The following is a 21,134-nucleotide window of genomic DNA, read 5'->3' as shown; positions in this document are numbered from 1 at the left end:
TCTCCAAAAACACCGCTGGCAGGCGCCTGATGACTGCCTGACCGATCGGCAGGCTGATACCGAATTCGAGCAACAACCCATGGAGTTGGTTAATCGTCTTGGTCCGATCCCGGATCAGCGATTCGCGCACCCGATGCAACGCCCCGAGCGTCTGCTGCGATTCGGTCTTTGGTACCACAAACCGCATGGCCGCACGAGACGCCGCTTCGCAAATCGCCTCGGCATCCACGAAGTCGTTCTTGTTGCTCTTGACGAAAGGCCGCACGAATTGCGGCGAGATGAGCCTGACCTGATGCCCGAAACCCACCCGTTGCCGGGCCATGTGGTGGGCTCCGGCACACGCCTCCATCACCACCGTGCAAGCATGAAATGTTGCGAAAAACTCAACCAATTGCTTGCGACTTACCCTTTTGCGAAACACCGCCTTACCTTGCCTGTCCTGCCCGTGAAGGTGAAACGTATGTTTGCCAAGATCGATTCCTACCAACGTCACGCTTTGCATGATGGCCCTCCAAAATGAAAACACCCTACCGCGTTACCCGCGTGTAGGGTGGGGGTGACCATCTCATTAACCCCCTGGGCCTTTCGGCCGAGGGGATTCGAAATCGGCACACCAGCGCGCGCCGGTGCCGTTGCTACCGTCAGGCCTTCGGCGCTTCCGGCTGACGCAGACGGATGTGCAGGTCGCGCAGTTGACGCTCGTCCACCGCCGACGGTGCCTGCGTGAGCAGATCCTGCGCACGTTGCGTCTTGGGGAAAGCGATCACGTCACGAATCGAATCGGCGCCGGCCATCATCGTGATGACGCGGTCCAGACCGAAGGCGATACCGCCGTGCGGGGGCGCGCCGTATTGCAGCGCGTCGAGCAGGAAGCCGAACTTCGCGCGGGCTTCTTCCTCACCCAGCTTGAGCGCGCGGAACACCTTGCTCTGCACTTCTTCCTGGAAGATACGGACCGAACCGCCGCCGATTTCCCAGCCGTTGAGCACCATGTCGTAGGCCTTCGCCAGGCACTTGCCCGGATCGGTCTCGAGGTAGTCGATATGCTCGTCCTTCGGGCTCGTGAACGGGTGGTGGCAGGCAACCCAGCGGGCGTCTTCTTCGTCGTACTCGAACATCGGGAAGTCCACGACCCACAGCGGACGCCAGCCGGCTTCGAATAGGCCGTGGCTCTTGCCGAATTCCGAGTGACCGATCTTCAGACGCAGGGCGCCGATACCGTCGTTGACGACCTTTTCCTTGTCCGCGCCGAAGAAGATGATGTCGCCGTCTTGCGCACCGGTGCGCTCGAGAATCGAGGCGACGGCGGCGTCGTGCAGGTTCTTCACGATCGGGCTTTGCAGACCGTCGCGGCCCTTGGCCACTTCATTGACCTTGATCCAGGCCAGACCCTTCGCGCCGTAGATCTTCACGAAGTCGGTGTAAGCGTCGATTTCGCTGCGCGAGATCTCTGCACCGCCCGGCACGCGCAGGGCGACCACACGGCCGCCTTCGGTCGTGGCCGGCACCGAGAACACCTTGAAGTCCACGTCGCCCATCACGTCGGTCAGCTCGGTGAATTCGAGCTTCACGCGCAGGTCCGGCTTGTCCGAACCGAAGCGGCGCATCGCTTCCGAGTACTCCATGACCGGCACCTTGGCGTCCAGGTCGACGTTGATCGCTTCCTTGAACACGTGACGAATCATGTTCTCGAACAGATCGCGGATTTCCTGTTCCGAGAGGAACGAGGTTTCGCAGTCGATCTGCGTGAACTCCGGCTGACGGTCAGCGCGCAGGTCTTCGTCGCGGAAGCACTTGGTGATCTGGTAGTAACGGTCGAAGCCGGCCACCATCAGCAACTGCTTGAAGAGCTGCGGCGACTGCGGCAGCGCGAAGAACATGCCGGCATTCACACGCGAGGGCACCAGATAATCGCGTGCGCCTTCCGGGGTGCTCTTCGTGAGCATTGGCGTTTCGATGTCGATGAAGCCTTGCGCGTCGAGATACTTGCGCACTTCCATCGCCACCTTGTAACGCAGGCGCAGGTTGTATTGCATTTGCGGACGACGCAGATCGAGCACGCGATGCGTGAGGCGCGTGGTTTCCGACAGGTTTTCGTCGTCGAGCTGGAACGGGGGCGTGACGGACGGGTTGAGCACTTCGAGCGCGTGGCACAGCACTTCGATCTTGCCGCTTGTCAGGTTGGCGTTCTCGGTGCCGGCCGGACGGCTGCGCACCAGGCCCGTGATCTGCACGCAGAACTCATTGCGCAGGCCTTCGGCGGCCTTGAACATCTCTGCGCGGTCCGGATCGCACACGACCTGCACCAGACCTTCGCGATCGCGCAGGTCGATGAAGATGACCCCGCCGTGATCACGGCGGCGATTGACCCAGCCACAAAGCTTGACCGTTTGGCCCAGTTGTTGCTCGGTCACCAGACCGCAGTAGGAGGTACGCATGGACATTTTGCTGTTCCGATTTTCAAAAAATGACGCCGACGGGTCCCGGTGGCTCAAAGGAGCGGGCCGGGACGTTGCTGGCGCGGGTTGTGGGCGGGCGCCACCACGCCCATCGATACGATGTACTTGAGTGCGGCATCGACCGTCATGTCGAGTTCGATGACGTCGCTCGTCCGCATCATCAGGAAGAAGCCTGACGTCGGGTTCGGCGTCGTCGGGACATAGACGCTCACGTACTCGCCCTGCAAGTGATTGACCACATCGCCGCCCGGCGCGCCGGTCAGGAAGGCGATGGTCCAGGATTCTCCGTGCGGATACCGCACGAGCAACGCCTTGCGAAACGCGTTGCCGTTGCTCGAGAGCAAGGTGTCGGAGACCTGCTTGACGCTGCCGTACAACGGTCCAACGATGGGAATGCGCGTCAGCACGGCTTCCCACCAGCCGACCAGCTTCTGGCCGATGAAATTATGCGCCAGAAGGCCGACCACGAACACGAACGCGAGCGTGACCACCACGCCGAAGCCCGGCACGCGCATGCCGAGCAGGCGCGAGGGCTGCCACTCGTCGGGCAGCAACAAGAGGGTCTGATCCATCGTACCGATGATCAGGCCCAGCACCCAAAGCGTGATGGCGAGGGGTACCAGCACCAGCAAGCCGGTGAGGAAAATCGTCTTCAACGCGGGTTTTTTAACGCTCATGGCAGGACTCGCGAATGTGGGCGGCGACTGGGGGCAGCGGGGGTGAAATGTTATAAACCACTCAAAACGGTACTGATACTACCGGGTACTGATGACGCATCCGGGCACAGCCCCGACACGTCGTGCCGCTGGGTCCGCCTTAGTGGCAGGCGCAGCCGCCACCGCATGCCGCCGGGGCGCTCGACGACTCGCCGCCGGACGATCCGGTCGATGCCGACGACGCCGAAACGCTCTCACTGGACGCCGCCGGAGCGGACGAACCCGCAGCCCCGCCGTTTGCCGGTGCGCTCGCGCCGCTGGCGCCACCCGAGCCACCACGGAAATCGGTCACATACCATCCCGAGCCCTTGAGCTGGAACCCCGCCGCAGTCACCTGCTTGCGAAACGTGTCCTTGCCGCATTCGGGGCACTGGGAGAGCGGGTCATCGCTCATTTTTTGCAGCACATCCTTCGCGAAACCGCATGTTTCGCAACGATAGGCATAGATAGGCATGATTCTTTCCGACGGAAAAAGGCGCGCAAAGCCTTGAATTATAACCGCTTCACAAGGCTTTCGGGATTTGTGCGGAGATAAATGGGGGTGGTGTGGCGCAAGATCAAGACCGGACGTGACCGCATTCGAGGTGGCGGGCCTCTATCGGACACCGGCCGAACATCTACCGCACGCTCGCCGGACGCCGACCGGATGCCGACCGGATGCCGATCAGGCGCCAATCAGACGTCAGCGAGACGCCACTGCGACGCTAAAACCGCCTCGCTACAACGCCAAAGGGCGGCCGCAGCCGCCCCGCTATCGAGCACGCCCCGCACACGGCCAATGCCCGTCTCTCGGACATCGACAGGCGAGCAAGTCCTCACATGCCGCTTGCCGATGGCATCAGATCGTCGACACGCGCTGCTCCGGCGGCTGACCGCGTTGCGACGCCGGTTGCAGCAACGAGCCGACGACCATCCCTGTGATCGATGCAAACAGACCGGCCAGTTGCGGCGGCACCAGCGCATCGGGCGCAAAGGCTTCGCAGGCAATCCAGACGATCAGCCCGAAGAACACGGCCAGCGTGCCGCCAAGCGAGCTCGAACGCTTCCAGTACAGACCGAAAGCCAGCGGCACGAAGCAGCACACGAGCGTGACCTTGTAAGCGCTCTCGACCATCTGGAAGATCGACGCCTTCGAGTTCAGCGCATACACCAGCACGAGCGCCGTGAAGCACAGCACGACGATACGCATCAGACGCAGCAGGTGCTTGTCGTCGATATGGCCCTTGAGCATCGGGCGAATGATGTTTTCCGCGAACGTCACCGACGGCGCCAGCAGCGTAGCCGACGCACAGCTCTTGATGGCCGAAAGGAGTGCACCGAAGAACATCACCTGCGCCACGATCGGCACGCTGGTGAGCACCAACTGCGGCAGGATCTGTTGCGGGTCGGTGCCGATGTACTTCTGCACCATCGACGGCGCGATCAGCAGCGCCGAGTAGGCCAGGAAGATCGGGATGAACGTGAAGAAAAAGTACAGCACGCCGCCGGTCACCGAACCGGAGACCGCGATGTTCTCCGACTTGGACGACATCACGCGCTGGAACACGTCCTGCTGCGGAATCGACCCGAACATCATGGTCACGCCCGCCGCAATGAACGCCAATACATCCGCGGGATTCATCTCCGGCAGGAACACGAACTTGCCGGCCTCCGACGCATGCGCGATCACCGCGCCCGCCCCGCCCGGCACCATGCCCGACACGACCACGGCGATATACACCAGCCCCACGACGATGATGATCATCTGGATGAAATCGGTGACGGCCACCGAAATCATGCCACCGAGCAGCGTATAGGCCAGCACTGACACAGCGCCGATGATCATGCCCGTCGGCTCCGACATCGCGCCGCCCGACACCGTGTGGAACACGAGCCCGAGCGCCTTGATCTGTGCGCCGACCCAGCCGAGGTACGAGATCACGATGGCGACACTCGTCACGACTTCGACCGTGCGGTTGTACTTGAGCTTGTAGAAATCGCCGATCGTCATGAGGTTCATGCGATACAGCTTGCGGGCGAAGAACATGCCCACGAGGACCAGACACATCGACGACCCGAACGGATCGGCGACCACGCCGCGCAGCCCTTCGCCGATGAACGTTGCCGGAATGCCGAGCACCGCTTCCGAGCCGAACCAGGTGGCGAACACGACAGCCACGACCATCCCGTACGGCAGACGGCGGCCGGCGACAGTGAAATCTTTGGTATTGCGGACCTTGAGGGCGGCCAACAGCCCGATGGCCACCGAAATGACCCAATACAGAATGACAAACCAGATCAGCATAACGCGGCCCCAGCCAATCCCCAGGGGCGACGGTCATGAGCCGGGAGACGTCAGCGGCGGGCGTGATCCGGCCGCATGAAGGCGCCGCGCAAGCCGACGAAACCGAGCCTTGGGCCGCAGCCTTCCGGGCAACAGAAAATCAGGTCGTGCATGACGGGGCTGATGCGATTCAGCGCTCGGGGGCGCCCGTTCTTGCCACCTGGCGAAAAAATTTTGGGCCGATTATAGCGGCGTGGGAGACGCGCGGGGGAAAAATCACAATTCTGCGTAGGGATCGTGGCAAATATCGGGAAATGCCTAGTGACTAAGCGGGCGTTACGTGCAATTGGCATCAACCGTCGATTGCGGAAAACGGCTTGCCAACGCGGATGAAAATGCCTCCCCACACCGTCCCGCACCGCCCAAGAACGGCCTGCACTGCCCAATGCCACGCAGCCGTCAACGCCGCCGCCAGACCATCCAGTGCTCGGCGCCGGCGAAGACGGGCACCGAATCGCCGACGAGCCGATCGGCTTCGCAGACGAAGTCCTGCGCCAGCAGCGCATGGAGGGCGTCCGCAGCGATGCCGAACGGCGGCCCCTTCGGCGTTTCCTTGAGGAAAAAGAATCCGGCCAGACGTGCGCCCTGCGGCAACAATTGCGCCATGCGGCGCGCGTAGTCCTGCCAGAGGGCGCGCGGCAGCGCGCAGAGAAAAGCCCGCTCGTAGATCACGTCGAGCGTGAACGGCGGCGTGTAGGTGAAGAAATCGGCTTGCTCGACGAGCGACGCGCGCGGTCCCAACTGCGCCTTGGCCGATTCGACGGCGACCGGCGCGAAGTCGATGGCCCGCACCGGCCAGCCTTGGGCGTCGAGCCACGCCGCTTCGTACGCAGCGCCGCAGCCGGGGATCAGCGTGGCGCGCGCTGCGCCCTCGCCCGCCACAAAGTCCCGCAGCGCCTGGGGAACGCCGGCGGCGTCCCAGGGCATGAAGGCGCTGGCGAAGCGCTCGTCCCAGAATTCCGCACGAGACGGATCGCGATGCGCAAACGACGGCACAGCGTTTGCGCCGCCGCTCTCCCCCCCGTCGCCTTCGCGCGGTGCGCACAACACCGCTTGATACTTGCGAATCACGCTCACGCCCGGCTCCTTTCAGACCATCAGCTATACAGCCAGACGAATGCCGTCAGCACGCCGATGGCGATCCCACCCACCAGACAGAACGCGCCGGTCAGCAGACGGTTGGTGCGGCGTTGCTCCTGAAGCAACGCAAGCAGCAGCGTGTCGTCCTGCCCGCGCGCCTGCACCGAGAGCGCCTGATGAATGAGCCGCGGCAATTGCGGCATCGTCTTGCTCCACTGCGGCACTTCGGCCTTCAGGCGTTCAAGCCAGCCGCGCGGACCGATCTGCTCGGCCATCCAGCGCTCGAGGAACGGCTTGGCGGTCTTCCAGAGATCCAGATCCGGATCGAGCTGACGGCCCAGCCCTTCGATGTTGAGCAGCGTCTTTTGCAGCAACACGAGTTGCGGCTGAATCTCGACGTTGAAACGGCGCGACGTCTGGAACAGTCGCATCAGCACCAGCCCCAGCGAAATCTCCTTGAGCGGACGATCGAAGTATGGCTCGCACACTGCGCGAATCGCCCCTTCGAGTTCTTCGACACGCGTATCCGGCGGCACCCAGCCGGACTCCAGATGCAGCGACGCCACGCGGTGATAATCGCGACGGAAGAACGCGAGGAAGTTCTGCGCCAGATAATTCTTGTCGAATTCGGACAACGCACCGACGATGCCGCAATCGAGCGCGATATAGCGTCCGAACGTGGCGGGGTCGAGGCTCACCAGAATATTGCCCGGGTGCATGTCGGCGTGGAAGAAACCGTCGCGCAGGAACTGCGTGAAGAAAATCTCGACGCCTTCGCGCGCCAGTTTCTTCAGATCGACGCCCGCCTCGCGCAGCACTTCGATCTGGCTGATCGGCACGCCGTGCATGCGCTCCATCACGAGCACCGAGCTGGAACTGAACTCCCAGTAGATCTCGGGCACCATCAGCATGCCGGAGTCGATGAAGTTGCGGCGAAGCTGTGCCGCGTTGGCGGCTTCGCGCATCAGGTCGAGTTCGTCGTGCAAATACTTGTCGAACTCGGCCACCACCTCGCGCGGCTTCAGGCGCTTGCCGTCCGGCCACAACCGCTCTACCCATCCGGCGAGATCGCGCATCAGGGCCAGATCGCTGTCGATCACGCTCAGCATGTTCGGACGCAACACCTTCACCGCGACTTCCTTGCCCGCATGCTCACCGTCACGAACCCGTGCGAAGTGCACCTGCGCAATCGACGCACTCGCCACCGGCGTGCGCTCGAACTCCACGAACACTTCTTCCAGCGGATGGCCCAGCGATTTCTCGATGCTCGCGCGCGCCACCTGCGGGTCGAAAGGCGGCACCTGATCCTGCAAGCGCGCGAGTTCCTGCGCGATATCCGGCGGCATCAGGTCGCGACGCGTCGACAGCACCTGCCCGAACTTCACGAAGATCGGACCCAGCGATTCGAGCGCGAGACGCAGACGCTCGCCGCGCGGCGCCTTCAGCCCGCTGCGGCCGAACGACAGCACGCGCAGCAGGGTGCGCGCAAAGGGGTGGGGAATGCTCGAGAGCACCAGTTCGTCGAGCCCATATTGATAGCAGACGAAGAAAATCTTGATGAGACGCAGCAGACGCATCGGTCAACGGCCTCCGATCGAGCGGGACGCCTGGGCGGCTGCGCCCGTCTGACGTTCCAGCTTTTCGATACGCTTTTCCAGCCGCGCGAGGTCATCGCGCAACGTACCGATATCGGCGCGCATCGCATCGAGCTTCGGACGTGCCACGAGCAGCGGATTCTCTTCCACGAAGTAATCGGCCAGCGAGCGCACCAGCGTGCCGCCCGTGCGGCGCGCACCGGCCACGGCGGCACGGCCAGTCTCGCTCACGCGATGCGCGGCGGCGTCGCCAATGACCTTGCTCAGGTCTTCGGCCACTTCCCAGCGCAGATGCTGGGCGAGATACGACACCGTGTTGGCGAATTCCGCGTCGCCTTCGATCTTGACGTGACGCATCACCGCCGCCTGCCCGCCACCCGCAAAGTCGGCCAGCGCCGCCGGGGGCACCGAGATACTGACGTCACAGGGGAAATTGGCTTCGGCGGCGGCAAGATAGCCGTCGTCTCCCACGCGCAGGCGCAGGTCGATTGCCGACATGGCCAACCGGGCGGAAGCACCGATGTGATGGCGCAGACGGTCGCGTGCCCACGGTTCGCGGGCAAGCAAATGGTTCACGGTGGCGGCAAAGGCTTTGGCGGCTACGGTCATGAGCTTGGCGGTCGGCCGGCGCTGAACACCGGTCGCACCGAAAGACGCCGTCCGGCAACAACTTCGGACGGCAAAAACAAAAGAGCCCGCGCTTCGAACGCGGGCTCTCATTGTAAGGCAGGTTACGCCAAAAACGTCGCGAGGCTTAGAGCTGCTGAATCCCGGCGAGCACCCAGCCACCGTTGCCGGCCACCGGCTTGGTCAGGTTCCAGACCTCGTTGAACGGCTCGGCCGGTGCGCCTTCGGCTTCGCGAATCAGGCCCGAGAAGCGAACGCTGGCCATGTACTCGCTGGTCGATTGCTCGATGCCGAGGAGTTCGGCGTCCAGTTGCACGACGTCCGTACGGTTGGTCGACTTGCCGCGTTCTTCGAGGTCCATCTTGATTTCCGCGAACATCTGCGGCGTGGTGAACTCGTTGATGTCGGCCTGATCGCCCTTGTCCCATGCGGCTTGCAGACGGTTGAAGTACACCTTGGCGCTGCGCAGGAAGCCTTCCGCGTCGAAACCGGCCGGCACACCGAACGATTCGACGGCGGCGGCACCGGCGGCGGCGGCAGGCACGGCCGACAGCGTCGACGAGCCCGGCTGCTGCGCCGGTTGTGCCGACGACTGGCTGTCCCACGACTGACGCAGCGAGTTGTTCGACGCGGCGTCGTTGCCCGCACCGACGTAGGCCGGCGTCTGCGACTGCGACTTATTGCCGCGCAGGCGGCGGATGACCCACATCACGGCAAAAGCGATGAGCGCAATGATGATGACGTTGGCCATCATGCTGGCGAACGCGCCGCCCATGCCGAAGTGCGAGAGCAGTGCGGCGATACCGAGACCGGCAGCCAGACCGGCAATCGGTCCGAGCCAGCGGTTGGCCGGCTTGGCGGCAGCAGCAGCGCCTGCCGCACCTGCGCCAGCGGCCGCCGGAGCGGCCTGGTTCGGGGCGGCTTGTGCCGGCTGTTGCGGCGTTGCCTGGCGTTGCGTCACGGTGTTGGACTGCTTGCCGATGCTCCGGCCGCCGCCAACGCGCTTGGCGTCAGCGTCCGCGATCGTCATGCCGACCGCCAATACGCCGGCCACAACGCCCAACAACAGCTTGTTTTTCAGGAACTGGAACATCGTTCTGGTCTCTCCGTGGAGTTATAAGGTTGTTGTCTACTGACAGACGTCAACCGAAATGGTTCAGCCGTTTTTTACGTACTGAAACCAGATAAGCGTCGGGCGATTCTGCCACAGCAGAATTAGCTTGTACTTAGGGAATACGAAACAAAGCGCCCCGGCGCGAGCATCTCCCGCACACCGGGGCGTCGGCATCGTGCCGGGCGGCTCAGGTAAGTGAGTGTGTACTCAGAACTTGCGGCCGATATGCAGCGCCACGACGCCGGCCGTCAGATTGTGATATTCCACGCGCTCCAGACCCGCCTCTTCCATCATCGACTTGAGCGTTTCCTGGTCCGGATGCATGCGAATCGACTCGGCCAGATAGCGGTAGCTGTCGGCGTCGCCCGCGATGCGCGAGCCCAGCCAGGGCAGCACTTTGAACGAATAGGTGTCGTACGCTTTTTCCAGCGGCTGCCAGACCTTCGAGAACTCCAGCACCATGACTTTGCCGCCCGGCTTGATGACGCGACGCATTTCCGCGAGCGCCGCATCCTTGTGCGTCATGTTGCGCAGACCGAACGCCACGGTCACCACGTCGAAGTAGTTCGACGGAAACGGCAGCTTCTCGGCGTCGCACAGCAGCGCCGGGGTGACGATCCCGTCGTCGAGCAAGCGATCTCGCCCTACGCGCAGCATCGATTCGTTGATGTCGGTGAGCCAGACTTCGCCGCTCGGGCCTGCCGCACGCGCGAACGCTTTCGACAGGTCGCCCGTGCCGCCGGCGATGTCGAGCACCTTGAAGCCGGGGCGCACGGCGGCGCGCCCGATCGTGAAGGCCTTCCAGATGCGGTGCAGGCCGCCCGACATCAGGTCGTTCATGATGTCGTACTTGCTCGCGACGGAATGGAACACCTCGGCAACCTTGCCGGCCTTGTCCTTCTCGTCGACGGTCTGATAACCGAAGTGGGTCTGATCACCCATTGCACTCTCCAAAATCATGTAAGCGGGTGCGCACCCAACGCGCGCACCGCCGGGGCCTCAATGGTGGTGGCAGCCACCGGCAGCCGGCGACGGCATCGGTGTGTCGCGATCGACACCCGCGGCCGCGAGCTTGTCCAGGTATTCCTGCCACAGTGCGTCCTGACGCACGCACAGCTCGTAGAGGTAGTCCCACGAATAGATGCCGGTATCGTGCCCGTCCGAGAAGACGGGGCGGACCGCGTAGTTGCCGACCGGCTCGAGGCCGTTGAGCGTGACGTCGCGCTTGCCGGTCTGCAGCGTCTCCTGCCCCGGCCCGTGACCGCGCACTTCCGCCGACGGCGAGAGCACGCGCAGCAATTCGAACGGCAGGCGGTAGTGGTTGCCGTCCTCGTAACCGAGTTCCAGCACCTTCGATGCGCGATGCAGCGTCAGGGAGACGGGAATCGGCGTGTCTTTCTCCAGCCCAGCCATGGTCTTGCTCCAGAAAAATCGGTCGAGGCGCCTGCATACGAGACATCTTGCGAGACATCGCGCGGCACATCGGCCGGCAGTATAGCCGCTCAGGCGCCAACGGTCATGCCGGCGCTACCGGCGCTCCCGGTGCTCCCGGTGCTCCCGGTGCTCCCGGTGCTCCCGGTGCTCCCGGTGTCTCCAGCTTACGCCGGCCACCCGGGGATTCGCTCCAATTCTGCCACGATGGCCTCGCGCAGCGCGGGCAACCATGCCGAGCGCTCGGCGAGCACGGCCTGCGGCAGCTCGCGTTGCGGCGCGCTCCAGACCGAGCCGGGGAAATGGATGTCGTCGCGATAACGCGGAATCACATGCCAATGCACGTGCGGCACCATATTGCCCAGACTCGCCACATTGACCTTGTGCGGCGACATCACCGTGCGCTGCGCCGTCTCGACGGCGAACACCACGCGCATCACGTGCTCGCGCGCCGCCTGCGGCAGATCGCTCATTTCCGCCACGTGATCGTGCCAGACCACGCGCGCGAAACCCGGATAACCGGCCTCGGCAGCCAGCACCACGCGCAGCACCGCATCGCGCCACACGACTTCGCCGCCGTCACCGGCGCAAAACGGACACTCCATGATCCCTCTCCCTGTCGTTAGCCTGCCATGGCCCGCATCCCCGGCATCAGCGGGACGCGTCATGTCAGCTTTTTCGCTTCTTGCGTTTGCCCGTGGCCGGATCGACCGACCCCAGCGCGAGTTCGGCGAAATCGATCTCGCTGAGCAATTCGCGCAGCGTCTCGTCGTTGATGCGATGCGTAATGCGCAAGCGCGACAACTCCACGCGCTCCGCCTGCAACGCCGCCGCCCGCAGGCGACGCTCGACTTCGACTTCCCGCACCGCGCGCTCGCGCATCTCGGCCGTGGCCGTCGACGCGTTGAGTGTGCGCCGATAGCGCCCCATCACCCGCGCGGCCGCCTCTGCGCACACGGCGGTATCGAGTTCGTCGCCCGACTTGGCGATCACCTTCTGCAACGATTCGACGGCGCGAATCGCCGCCTCCGACGCCGCGAGCCGCGCCTCGCCCATCTCCCGATTGCGCAGGTCTTCGACCGGCCAGCGCACGCCGCGCAGCAAGATCGGCAGCCCGAGACTCCCGCCGATGAGCGACAGCAGAATCACTCCGGCGGCCAGGAAAATCAGCAGATCGCGGCCCGGAAACGGCGCACCGCTGGGCAACGCAAGCGGCACCGAGAGCGCACCGGCAAGCGTCACCGCCCCACGTACGCCGGAGAGCGCCGTCACACCGGTGAAGCGAAGGCCCGGTTTCATCGTGATTTCGCCGCGACGCATGCCGAGGTAGAACATCACGCGCCACGCCATCCACACCCAGCAAAAGCGCAGCACGATCAGCACGGCCGAAATCGCGCCAACGTAGAACAACAGCTCACCCAGATTCTGCAACGTCCCCCACAGATGCTCGCCCGGACGCAACGCGGCGCGCACGATGTCGGGCAATTGCAGGCCCAGCAGCACGAACACCGCGCCATTGAACACGAATTCGAGCATCGACCACACGCCATTGCCGAGAATGCGCGTCGCCGTGCGGGTATTGAGCAGCTCGGTCGAGCTGACCGCCATACCGGCTGACACCGCCGCGAGAATGCCCGAAAAGCCGAAATGCTCCGCAAGCAGATAGGCGGCGAACGGCATGAGCAGCAGAAGCAGCACGATGGTCGCGGGCTCTTCTGTGGAGGCGTCCATCACGCGGCGATGGAACTGCATGAAAAGCCACGTGACCGCCCATCCGGCGAGCAGGCCGCCCAGTGCGATGACGAAAAAGGAGAACGTGGCGTTGCCGATGGAGAAAATGCCCGTGGTCGCGGCCACCAATGCGAACTTGAACGCGACGAGGCCCGACGCGTCGTTCATCATCGCCTCGCCTTCGAGCACGTGCATGAGGCGCGTGGGCATGCGCATGCGCCCGGTGAGCGCAGAGACGGCCACGGCGTCGGTCGGCGAGAGCACGCCGCCGAGCGCGAACGCCACCGCGAGCGGAATCGAGGGAATCAGCCAGTGGATGAAATACCCCACGCCGAGCACCGTGAAGATCACGAGGCCGAGCGCCATGGCGACGATCGGCACCCGCAGGTGCCAGAACTCGCGCTTGGGCATGCGCCAGCCGTCAGCGAAGAGTAGCGGCGGAATGAAGAGCAGGAAGAAAATCTCGGGGTCGAGATCGATGTGCAGCCCCGCGCCCGGATAAGCGAGCGCGGCGCCCACGGCGATCTGCACGAGCGGCACGGGCAGGAACCGGATGAAGCTGACCAGCACGCCGGTCAGCGCCACCACGAACAGCAGAATCAGCGCGGTAAGGACTACCTCCATGCCACCTCCGTGGTCCGTCGGTCAGGCATCGGCCGCGTTCCCCAGAGGCGCCAGGCGGGGCAAAAGGTGCATCAGACCAGCACGCGTTCGATGCCGCCGTTGTTCGCATCCTTCACATAGTCCACCAGCCACTGATCGCCCAGCACGTGCTTGGCGATCTCGACGACGATGTAGTCGGCGGTGACATCCGCGTCGTCGTGATAGCGCGACAGACCTTGCAGGCACGACGGGCAGCTCGTCAGAATCTTGACGTCTTCCACCTTGCCGTGCGCACGCAGCTTCGCCGCGCCCTTGCGCATTTCCTCTTCCTTGCGGAAGCGGATCTGCGTCGAGATGTCCGGACGCGTGACCGCCAGCGTACCCGATTCGCCGCAGCAGCGATCGTTCTTCTCGATCTTGTAGCCGTCGTTCTCGCTGCCCATCAACTGGTTCACGAGCTTGACCGGGTCCATCGTCTTGATCGGCGTGTGGCACGGGTCGTGATACATGTAGCGCGTACCCGCCACGCCTTCGAGCTTCACATTCTTCTCGAGCAGATACTCGTGGATGTCCACGATGCGACAGCCCGGGAAGATCTTCTCGAATTCATAACCGGCGAGCTGATCGTAGCAAGTCCCGCACGACACCACTACCGTTTTGATATCGAGGTAGTTCAGCGTGTTGGCCATGCGGTGGAACAACACACGGTTGTCCGTCACGATCTTCTCGGCCTTCTCGCCCTGGCCCGACCCGCGTTGCGGATAGCCGCAGCACAGATAGCCCGGCGGCAGCACCGTCTGCACGCCCACGTGCCAGAGCATCGCCTGCGTGGCGAGGCCGACTTGCGAGAACAGACGCTCCGAGCCGCACCCCGGGAAGTAGAACACCGCCTCCGAATCCACCGACGTGGCCTTCGGATTGCGAATGATCGGCACCACCTTGTTGTCTTCGATGTCGAGCAGCGCACGCGCCGTCTTCTTCGGCAGGTTGCCCGGCATCTTCTTATTGACGAAGTGGATCACTTCCTCGCGCATCGGCGGCTTGCCTACCGTTGCGGGCGGGCGGGCGGTTTGCTTCTTTGCGATCTTCTTGAAGATGTCCGCGCCGAAGCGCTGCGCCTTGTAGCCCCAGTCGATCATCACCTTGCGGGTGATGTTGATCGTCTCCGGATTGGTCGCGTTGAGGAAGAACATGCCGGCCGCCGCGCCCGGATTGAACTTCTTCTTGCCCATTTTGCGCAGCAGGTTGCGCATGTTCATCGTCACGTCGCCGAAGTCGATCTTCACCGGGCAGGGCGTGGCGCACTTATGGCAGACCGTGCAGTGATCGGCCACGTCGTTGAACTCGTCCCAGTGCTTGATCGACACGCCGCGGCGCGTCTGTTCTTCGTACAGGAACGCTTCAATGAGCAGCGACGTCGCGAGAATCTTGTTACGCGGGCTGTAGAGCAGGTTCGCGCGCGGCACGTGCGTGGCGCACACCGGCTTGCACTTGCCGCAACGCAGGCAGTCCTTCACGCTGTCGGCAATCGCGCCGATATCCGACTGCTGCATGATGAGCGACTCGTAACCCATCAGCCCGAAGCTGGGGGTATAGGCGTTGCGCAGATCCGCGGGCAGGTCGGGCATATCGAGCAGCTTGCCCTTGTTGAAGCGCCCTTCCGGGTCCACGCGTTGCTTGTACGCGCGGAACTCGCCGATTTCGGCTTCCGTCAGGAACTCCAGCTTGGTAATGCCGATGCCGTGTTCGCCCGAGATCACGCCGTCGAGCGAGCGCGCGATATCCATGATGCGGGCCACGGCCTTGTGCGCATCCTGGAGCATCTCGTAGTTATCCGAGTTCACCGGGAGGTTCGTGTGCACATTGCCGTCGCCGGCGTGCATGTGCAGCGCGACGAACACACGGCCATGCAGCACGCGCTTGTGGATCGCCTGCGCTTCGTCGAGGATCGGCTTGAACTCGCCGCCCGTGAAAATCTGACGCAGCTCCGCGCGGATCTCCTGCTTCCACGAAATGCGCACCGTCCGATCCTGAAGCAGATCGATGAGACGCGTCTGCGGCTGCCTGGCGAGACGCTCGTTGAGCACCGCGTCGATGTCGCGAATGCCGTGACGGTTGAGCAGCGGGATCGCGTCTGCGAGCGGCAATTCGAAGTGATCGCGCAGGAACACCCAGCGCGCGCGCACGTCGCGCAGCAGCGTGAGTGCCGTCTGCACGCGGTCTTCGAGCAGTTCGGCCGACGGAATTTCGTTCGCGTCGTCCGTCTTGCCGAGCGGCAGATTACCGGCTTCGAAGAACGTTTCGAGGGCGTCGACCAGTTGCAGCTTGTTCTTGAGCGACAACTCGATGTTGATGCGTTCGATGTGATCCGTGTACTCGCCCATACGGTGCAACGGAATCACCACGTCTTCGTTGATCTTGAAGGCGTTCGTGTGACGCGCGATCGCGGCGGTGCGCGAACGGTCCAGCCAGAACTTCTTGCGCGCCTCGGCCGACACCGCGACGAACCCTTCGCCGCTCTTGCCATTGGCCATGCGAATCACTTCCGACGTTGCCTGCGCCACCGCGTTGTCGTCGTCGCCAACGATATCGCCGATGAGCACCATCTTCGGGAACGCGTTGCGCTTCGACTTCGTGGCATAGCCCACGGCGCGCAGATAACGCTCGTCCAGATGCTCCAGGCCGGCCAGAATCGCGCCGCCCGCGGCCGTCTGCGCGAACATGTAATCCTTGATCTCGACGATGCTCGGAATCGCTTCCTTCGCCTGCCCGAAGAACTCCAGACACACCGTGCGCGTGTGCGCGGGCATCTTGTGGAGAATCCAGCGCGCGCTCGTGATCAGGCCGTCGCAACCTTCCTTCTGCACACCGGGCAGACCGGCGAGGAACTTGTCCGTGACGTCCTTGCCGAGGCCTTCCTTGCGGAAACGCCTGCCTTCGATTTCCAGCATCTCGGTCTTGAGCAGCACGGCGCCCGGCGCCTGATTGCCGTCGTACCACTTCAGTTCGAAGCGAGCGACCGGGATATCGTGAATCTTGCCGAGGTTGTGATCGTGGCGCGTGACTTCCAGCCAGTTGCCCTGCGGATCGACCATGCGCCACCAGGCGAGGTTATCCAGCGCGGTGCCCCACAGCACGGCCTTCTTGCCGCCTGCGTTCATGGCCACGTTGCCGCCGATGCACGACGCGTCGATCGACGTCGGGTCCACCGCGAACACCAGACCGGCGCGCTCGGCGGCTTCCGCCACACGGCGCGTCACCACACCCGCGCCCGAAAAAATCGTCGCGACAGGCTTGTCGACGCCCGGCAGTTGCGAGTACTCGACGTCGTCGAGCTGCTCCAGCTTTTCCGTATTGATGACGGCCGAGAACGGCGTGAGCGGGATCGCGCCGCCCGTATAACCGGTGCCGCCTCCGCGCGGGATCACCGTCAGCCCCAATTCGAAGCAGCCCTTCACCAGCGACGCCATTTCGCCTTCGCTATCCGGGGTGAGCACCACGAACGGATATTCCACACGCCAGTCGGTGGCGTCCGTCACATGCGAGACGCGCGACAGGCCGTCGAACTTGATGTTGTCGCTGGCGGTCGTGCGGCCGAGCACCTTCTTCGCGCGGCGGCGCAGCTCGGCCATCTTCTCGAACTCCGCGGCGAAATCCGCCACGGCGCGGCGAGCCGCCGTTTCCAGTTGCTCGACTCGTGCGGCGCGATCGCGACCGTTCACATCGGCGTGCTCCGCGACATCGGCGCGGCGACGCTTGTCGATCTCGTTCAGACGGTGGTCGAGCGCGTCGATCAGCAGCTTGCGGCGCTTCGGATTGTCGAGCAGGTCGTCTTGCAGATACGGATTGCGGCGAACCACCCAGATATCGCCGAGGACTTCATACAGCATGCGCGCCGAGCGGCCGGTGCGGCGCTCGTTGCGAAGTTCGTCAAGGATCGCCCAGGCGTCAGCGCCGAGCAGGCGCATGACAATTTCGCGGTCCGAAAACGACGTGTAGTTATAGGGAATCTCGCGTAGACGCGGCGGTTGAGCAGCTACGGCGTGCTTGGCGTCGTGCGGTTCGAAGGCAGGCAAGGGTGCGTTCATCTTGTCGGGCTCGTCAATGCGGCGGTGCATCCGCCGTCGGCGTTCGTCTCGCGAGACGCGCCGAAAGTCAAAATCGGGTGTGCGCATGAAATGCCGACCGCTGGCGCGAAGGGGTGCGCGCAGGCCGGCAAGGGGCGATCTGCGATCAGCGAGATCGACGACTGCCGTGCGAAGACGTCGATGACGACTCGTAACCGTTCATCGAGCAGAAGCACAGAGGGGTGAGGCCGTTGTTGCGCATGCCCAGATCTTTCTTCCGGCTTGGGAAAGTGTTGGTAGGGGAATGTAGGTCGGATTGTACTTCATTGCACCGCAACACGTCGCCGCCTCGCCCAAATCCCGCCCCGCGCGCGTGATTACCCTCATTGCCGGCAGGGTGACTGCCTCATCGACACATCGACAACACATTCAGACCCGTTCACAACCGCTCTCGCCCGCGTCGTCCGACGATGCTTTCACCAGAAACAAGACAAGCGCTATATCCGTTTATATACAACGACTTGAATCACATTCGCGCACTGAAATTTCCGCCGAATGGGAGTATGTTCTTACGGTCCCCGATCCATCCACCCGTCAAGAGGTGTCTCAATGGCTTCGTTCCAACTCAACGGCAAACCGGTGACGGTCGACGTCGATCCGGCCACGCCCCTGCTCTGGACCTTGCGCGACGCGCTAAACATGACCGGCACCAAATTCGGTTGTGGCATGGCGCTGTGCGGGGCCTGCACCGTTCATATGGACGGCGCGCCCATCCGAAGCTGCGTCACGCCCGTGTCCGCCGTCGAAGGCAAGAAAATCACCACCATCGAAAACGTCGGCGCCGATCCCGTCGGACGTGCCGTCCAGCAGGCGTGGGTCAAACACGACGTGCCCCAGTGCGGCTACTGTCAGAGCGGCCAGATCATGTCCGCGACCGCCTTGCTGCGTGAAAACAAGACACCCAACGACGAACAGATCGATACCGCCATGGCGGGCAACATCTGCCGTTGCGGCACCTACGCCCGCATTCGCGCGGCCATCAAAGACGCTGCGGCGTCGCTGGCCTGAGACTCAGGCATAGGAGACACCGACATGCGAGAACTTCGCTTCTCCCAGCGTCCCGGCGTTGCCGTGGGCGACTTCGCGGGCGTGAGCCGCCGCGGCTTCCTCAAGACCACCGCCATCGCGGCTGGCGGCCTCATGCTCGAAATGTCCCTGCCCGACGCGATGCGCGTGGCCGGCGCACAGGGCGCGGCCGCGGCGCCCGTCGTTCCGTCTGCGTTCGTCCACATCGCGCCCGACGACACCGTCACCATCCAGGTCAACCGGCTCGACTTCGGACAGGGCGTACAAACCGCCTTGCCTATGCTCGTCGCCGAAGAACTCGACTGCGACTGGGCCAAAGTGCGTGGCGAACTGGCGCCGGCGGGCGACGCATACAAAGACCCCATGTTCGGCATCCAGATGACCGGCGGCTCCGGTTCCGTCGCCCATTCGTGGCTCCAGTACCGGCGCATTGGCGCCTCCGCGCGCGCCATGCTCATTGCGGCGGCCGCGCAACAATGGAAAGTGCCTGCGGCCCAGTTGCGCACCGAAAAAGGCGTCGTGCTGGGCCCCAACGGCCAGCGCGCCACCTACGGCAGCCTCGCCGCAAAGGCGCAGGCGCTGCCCGTTCCGGCCAGCGTCGCCCTCAAAGATCCGTCCGCCTTCCGCTTGCTCGGCAAGCCCACCGGCCGATTGGATGCCCAAGCCAAATCGACCGGCGTGCCGATGTACGGCATGGACTTCAAGCTGCCCAACCTCAAAGTCGCGGTCGTGGCGCGTCCTCCCGTGTTCGGCGCCAAAGTCAAAACTTTCGACGCCAAGGCTGCGCGCGCCGTCAAGGGCGTGCGCGATGTTCTCGAAATCCCGTCCGACCGCGGCGGCACCGCTGTGGCTGTCATCGCCGACGGTTACTGGCAGGCAAAAACCGGCCGCGACGCCCTCAAGACCGAATGGGACACCGGCGGCGTCGAGCACGTCGACACTGCTGCGCAGTTGGCCAAATATAAAGAGATGGCCACAACGCCGGGCATCGTCGCCATCGACGCCGACATCTCCAAACTGAAGGGGGCGTCCAAGACCCTCGTGGCCGAGTACAGCTTCCCCTACCTCGCGCATGCGCCGATGGAGCCGCTCAACTGCACCGTGCAGGTTTCCGACAAGGGGGCCGAAGTGTGGACCGGCACTCAGTTTCAGACCGTCGATCAGGCGGCGATTGCGCGCACGCTCGACCTCAAGCCCGAGCAGGTCAAACTGCACACACTCATGGCCGGTGGCGGATTCGGCCGACGTGCCGTGCCGACGTCCGACTATGGCATCGAAGCGGCACAAGTCGCCAAGGCGTGGCGTCGTGCGGGACATCGCGAGCCGGTCAAAGTCATCTGGAGCCGGGAAGACGACATCCATGGCGGCTACTACCGTCCGATGTACGTCCACCGTGCCGAGATCGGCCTCGACGCCAAGGGCAACGTATTGGCGTGGAATCACACCATCGTGGGCCAATCTATCCTGCAGGGCACGCCGTTCGAAAAAATGATGGTCAAGAACGGCATTGACGGCACCAGTATCGAAGGCGTTTCCGGCACGCCGTATGCTGTGCCATTGCGTCTGACGCTGCACAGTCCCAAGGTCAACGTCCCTGTCTTGTGGTGGCGATCCGTGGGCAACACCCACACCGCGTTCGTCATGGAGACGTTGATCGACGAACTGGCCAGGAATGCGGGCCAGGACCCTGTCGCATATCGCTACGCGTTGTTAGGCGACAAACATCCGCGTCATCACGACGCCTTGGCGCTTGCGGTAGAGCGCTCCGGCTACGGCAAGACCCGATTGCCCGAGGGACAGGCGTGGGGCGTGGCGGTGCACGAGTCCTTCAATTCGGTCGTGGCCTACGTCGTCGTCGCCGAAATGCACAATGGGACGCCGAGGTTGGTGAGTGCGGTGGCGGGGGTGCATTGCAACTTCGCGGTCAACCCGTTGACTGTGGCGGCACAGGTCGAGGGGGCGGCGTTGATGGGATTGGGCACCACATTACCGGGTGCGGCGATCACCATGAAAGACGGGGAAGTCGAGCAGAGCAACTTCCATCAGTACACCGTGGCGCGATTGACCGACATGCCGGCCATTAGCGTGCATATCGTGAGTTCGGGTGAAGCACCGACGGGGATGGGCGAACCGGGATTGCCGCCGTTGGCGCCGGCGTATGCGAACGCGGTGTTCGCGCTGACGGGCAAGCGTTTGCGAGCGTTACCGTTCGAAGCAACGACCGCGTAAGAAGCCCGAAGGAAGCGAAGGAAGCGACGGTTGAAGGGGGACTCGGAAAGCATGACGGTAAGCTGGACCGGGG

15 protein-coding genes and 1 pseudogene are annotated in these 21,134 nt (G+C 63.6%); 2 read left to right on the top strand and 14 right to left on the bottom strand.

Annotated features, from left to right (window positions below):
* Window position 1: 1 nt before the first annotated feature.
* From ACIPHM_RS07765 to ACIPHM_RS07700, 14 genes and pseudogenes are all read right to left on the bottom strand, one after another.
* Window positions 2-502 (bottom strand): annotated as a pseudogene (locus tag ACIPHM_RS07765) (IS110 family transposase); the annotation flags it as partial.
* 139 nt (window positions 503-641) lie between these two features.
* Entirely contained in the window at window positions 642-2,444 is a 1,803-nt protein-coding gene (gene aspS / locus ACIPHM_RS07760) for an aspartate--tRNA ligase (RefSeq protein ID WP_400326377.1), read from the bottom strand.
* Window positions 2,445-2,491: 47 nt separating this feature from the next.
* Entirely contained in the window at window positions 2,492-3,136 is a 645-nt protein-coding gene (locus tag ACIPHM_RS07755) for a DUF502 domain-containing protein (protein WP_400326374.1), read from the bottom strand.
* 139 nt (window positions 3,137-3,275) lie between these two features.
* The gene (locus ACIPHM_RS07750) at window positions 3,276-3,629 is read right to left on the bottom strand and encodes an FmdB family zinc ribbon protein (protein ID WP_400326371.1); all 354 of its coding nucleotides are present in this window, start codon (window positions 3,627-3,629) and stop codon (window positions 3,276-3,278) included.
* A 384-nt stretch (window positions 3,630-4,013) separates the two neighbouring features.
* A complete protein-coding gene (locus tag ACIPHM_RS07745; protein WP_400326369.1) occupies window positions 4,014-5,459 on the bottom strand; it encodes a sodium:solute symporter family protein in 1,446 nt (481 codons plus the stop codon).
* A 438-nt stretch (window positions 5,460-5,897) separates the two neighbouring features.
* The gene (locus ACIPHM_RS07740; protein WP_400326586.1) at window positions 5,898-6,494 is read right to left on the bottom strand and encodes a methyltransferase domain-containing protein; all 597 of its coding nucleotides are present in this window, start codon (window positions 6,492-6,494) and stop codon (window positions 5,898-5,900) included.
* Window positions 6,495-6,595: 101 nt separating this feature from the next.
* Window positions 6,596-8,155 (bottom strand): ubiquinone biosynthesis regulatory protein kinase UbiB, encoded by a 1,560-nt coding sequence (ubiB, locus tag ACIPHM_RS07735; RefSeq protein ID WP_400326366.1) that lies wholly within the window; start codon window positions 8,153-8,155, stop codon window positions 6,596-6,598.
* 3 nt (window positions 8,156-8,158) lie between these two features.
* Window positions 8,159-8,782: an SCP2 domain-containing protein gene (locus ACIPHM_RS07730; RefSeq protein WP_400326364.1), complete on the bottom strand. Its 624-nt coding sequence runs from the start codon at window positions 8,780-8,782 to the stop codon at window positions 8,159-8,161.
* A 145-nt stretch (window positions 8,783-8,927) separates the two neighbouring features.
* Window positions 8,928-9,893 (bottom strand): Tim44 domain-containing protein, encoded by a 966-nt coding sequence (locus tag ACIPHM_RS07725; RefSeq protein ID WP_400326361.1) that lies wholly within the window; start codon window positions 9,891-9,893, stop codon window positions 8,928-8,930.
* A 228-nt stretch (window positions 9,894-10,121) separates the two neighbouring features.
* Window positions 10,122-10,856 carry a bifunctional demethylmenaquinone methyltransferase/2-methoxy-6-polyprenyl-1,4-benzoquinol methylase UbiE gene (gene ubiE / locus ACIPHM_RS07720; RefSeq protein WP_400326360.1) on the bottom strand — a complete coding sequence of 245 codons (735 nt, stop codon included), beginning with the start codon at window positions 10,854-10,856 and terminating at the stop codon, window positions 10,122-10,124.
* Window positions 10,857-10,913: 57 nt separating this feature from the next.
* Window positions 10,914-11,327 carry a gamma-butyrobetaine hydroxylase-like domain-containing protein gene (locus ACIPHM_RS07715; RefSeq protein ID WP_400326358.1) on the bottom strand — a complete coding sequence of 138 codons (414 nt, stop codon included), beginning with the start codon at window positions 11,325-11,327 and terminating at the stop codon, window positions 10,914-10,916.
* A gap of 185 nt (window positions 11,328-11,512) precedes the next feature.
* Window positions 11,513-11,950, bottom strand: a complete 438-nt coding sequence (locus tag ACIPHM_RS07710) for an HIT family protein (protein WP_400326355.1) — start codon at window positions 11,948-11,950, stop codon at window positions 11,513-11,515.
* 64 nt (window positions 11,951-12,014) lie between these two features.
* Window positions 12,015-13,700, bottom strand: a complete 1,686-nt coding sequence (locus ACIPHM_RS07705; RefSeq protein WP_400326352.1) for a Na+/H+ antiporter — start codon at window positions 13,698-13,700, stop codon at window positions 12,015-12,017.
* Between the two features lie 71 nt (window positions 13,701-13,771).
* Entirely contained in the window at window positions 13,772-17,767 is a 3,996-nt protein-coding gene (locus ACIPHM_RS07700; RefSeq protein WP_400326349.1) for a DUF3683 domain-containing protein, read from the bottom strand.
* Between the two features lie 588 nt (window positions 17,768-18,355).
* Here ACIPHM_RS07700 and ACIPHM_RS07695 point away from each other — a divergent pair.
* On the top strand, window positions 18,356-18,814 hold the full coding sequence (locus ACIPHM_RS07695; RefSeq protein ID WP_400326346.1) for a (2Fe-2S)-binding protein: 459 nt from the start codon (window positions 18,356-18,358) through the stop codon (window positions 18,812-18,814).
* Between the two features lie 24 nt (window positions 18,815-18,838).
* Complete coding sequence (locus ACIPHM_RS07690; protein WP_400326343.1) at window positions 18,839-21,061, top strand: molybdopterin cofactor-binding domain-containing protein; 2,223 nt, start codon at window positions 18,839-18,841, stop codon at window positions 21,059-21,061.
* The last annotated feature ends 73 nt before the right edge of the window (window positions 21,062-21,134 follow it).

This window comes from Pandoraea sp. NPDC087047, assembly GCF_044745225.1.
Classification (GTDB): domain Bacteria; phylum Pseudomonadota; class Gammaproteobacteria; order Burkholderiales; family Burkholderiaceae; genus Pandoraea.
The sequence above is the reverse complement of the archived record's forward strand: the minus strand, read 5'-3'. Positions and strand labels throughout refer to the sequence as shown.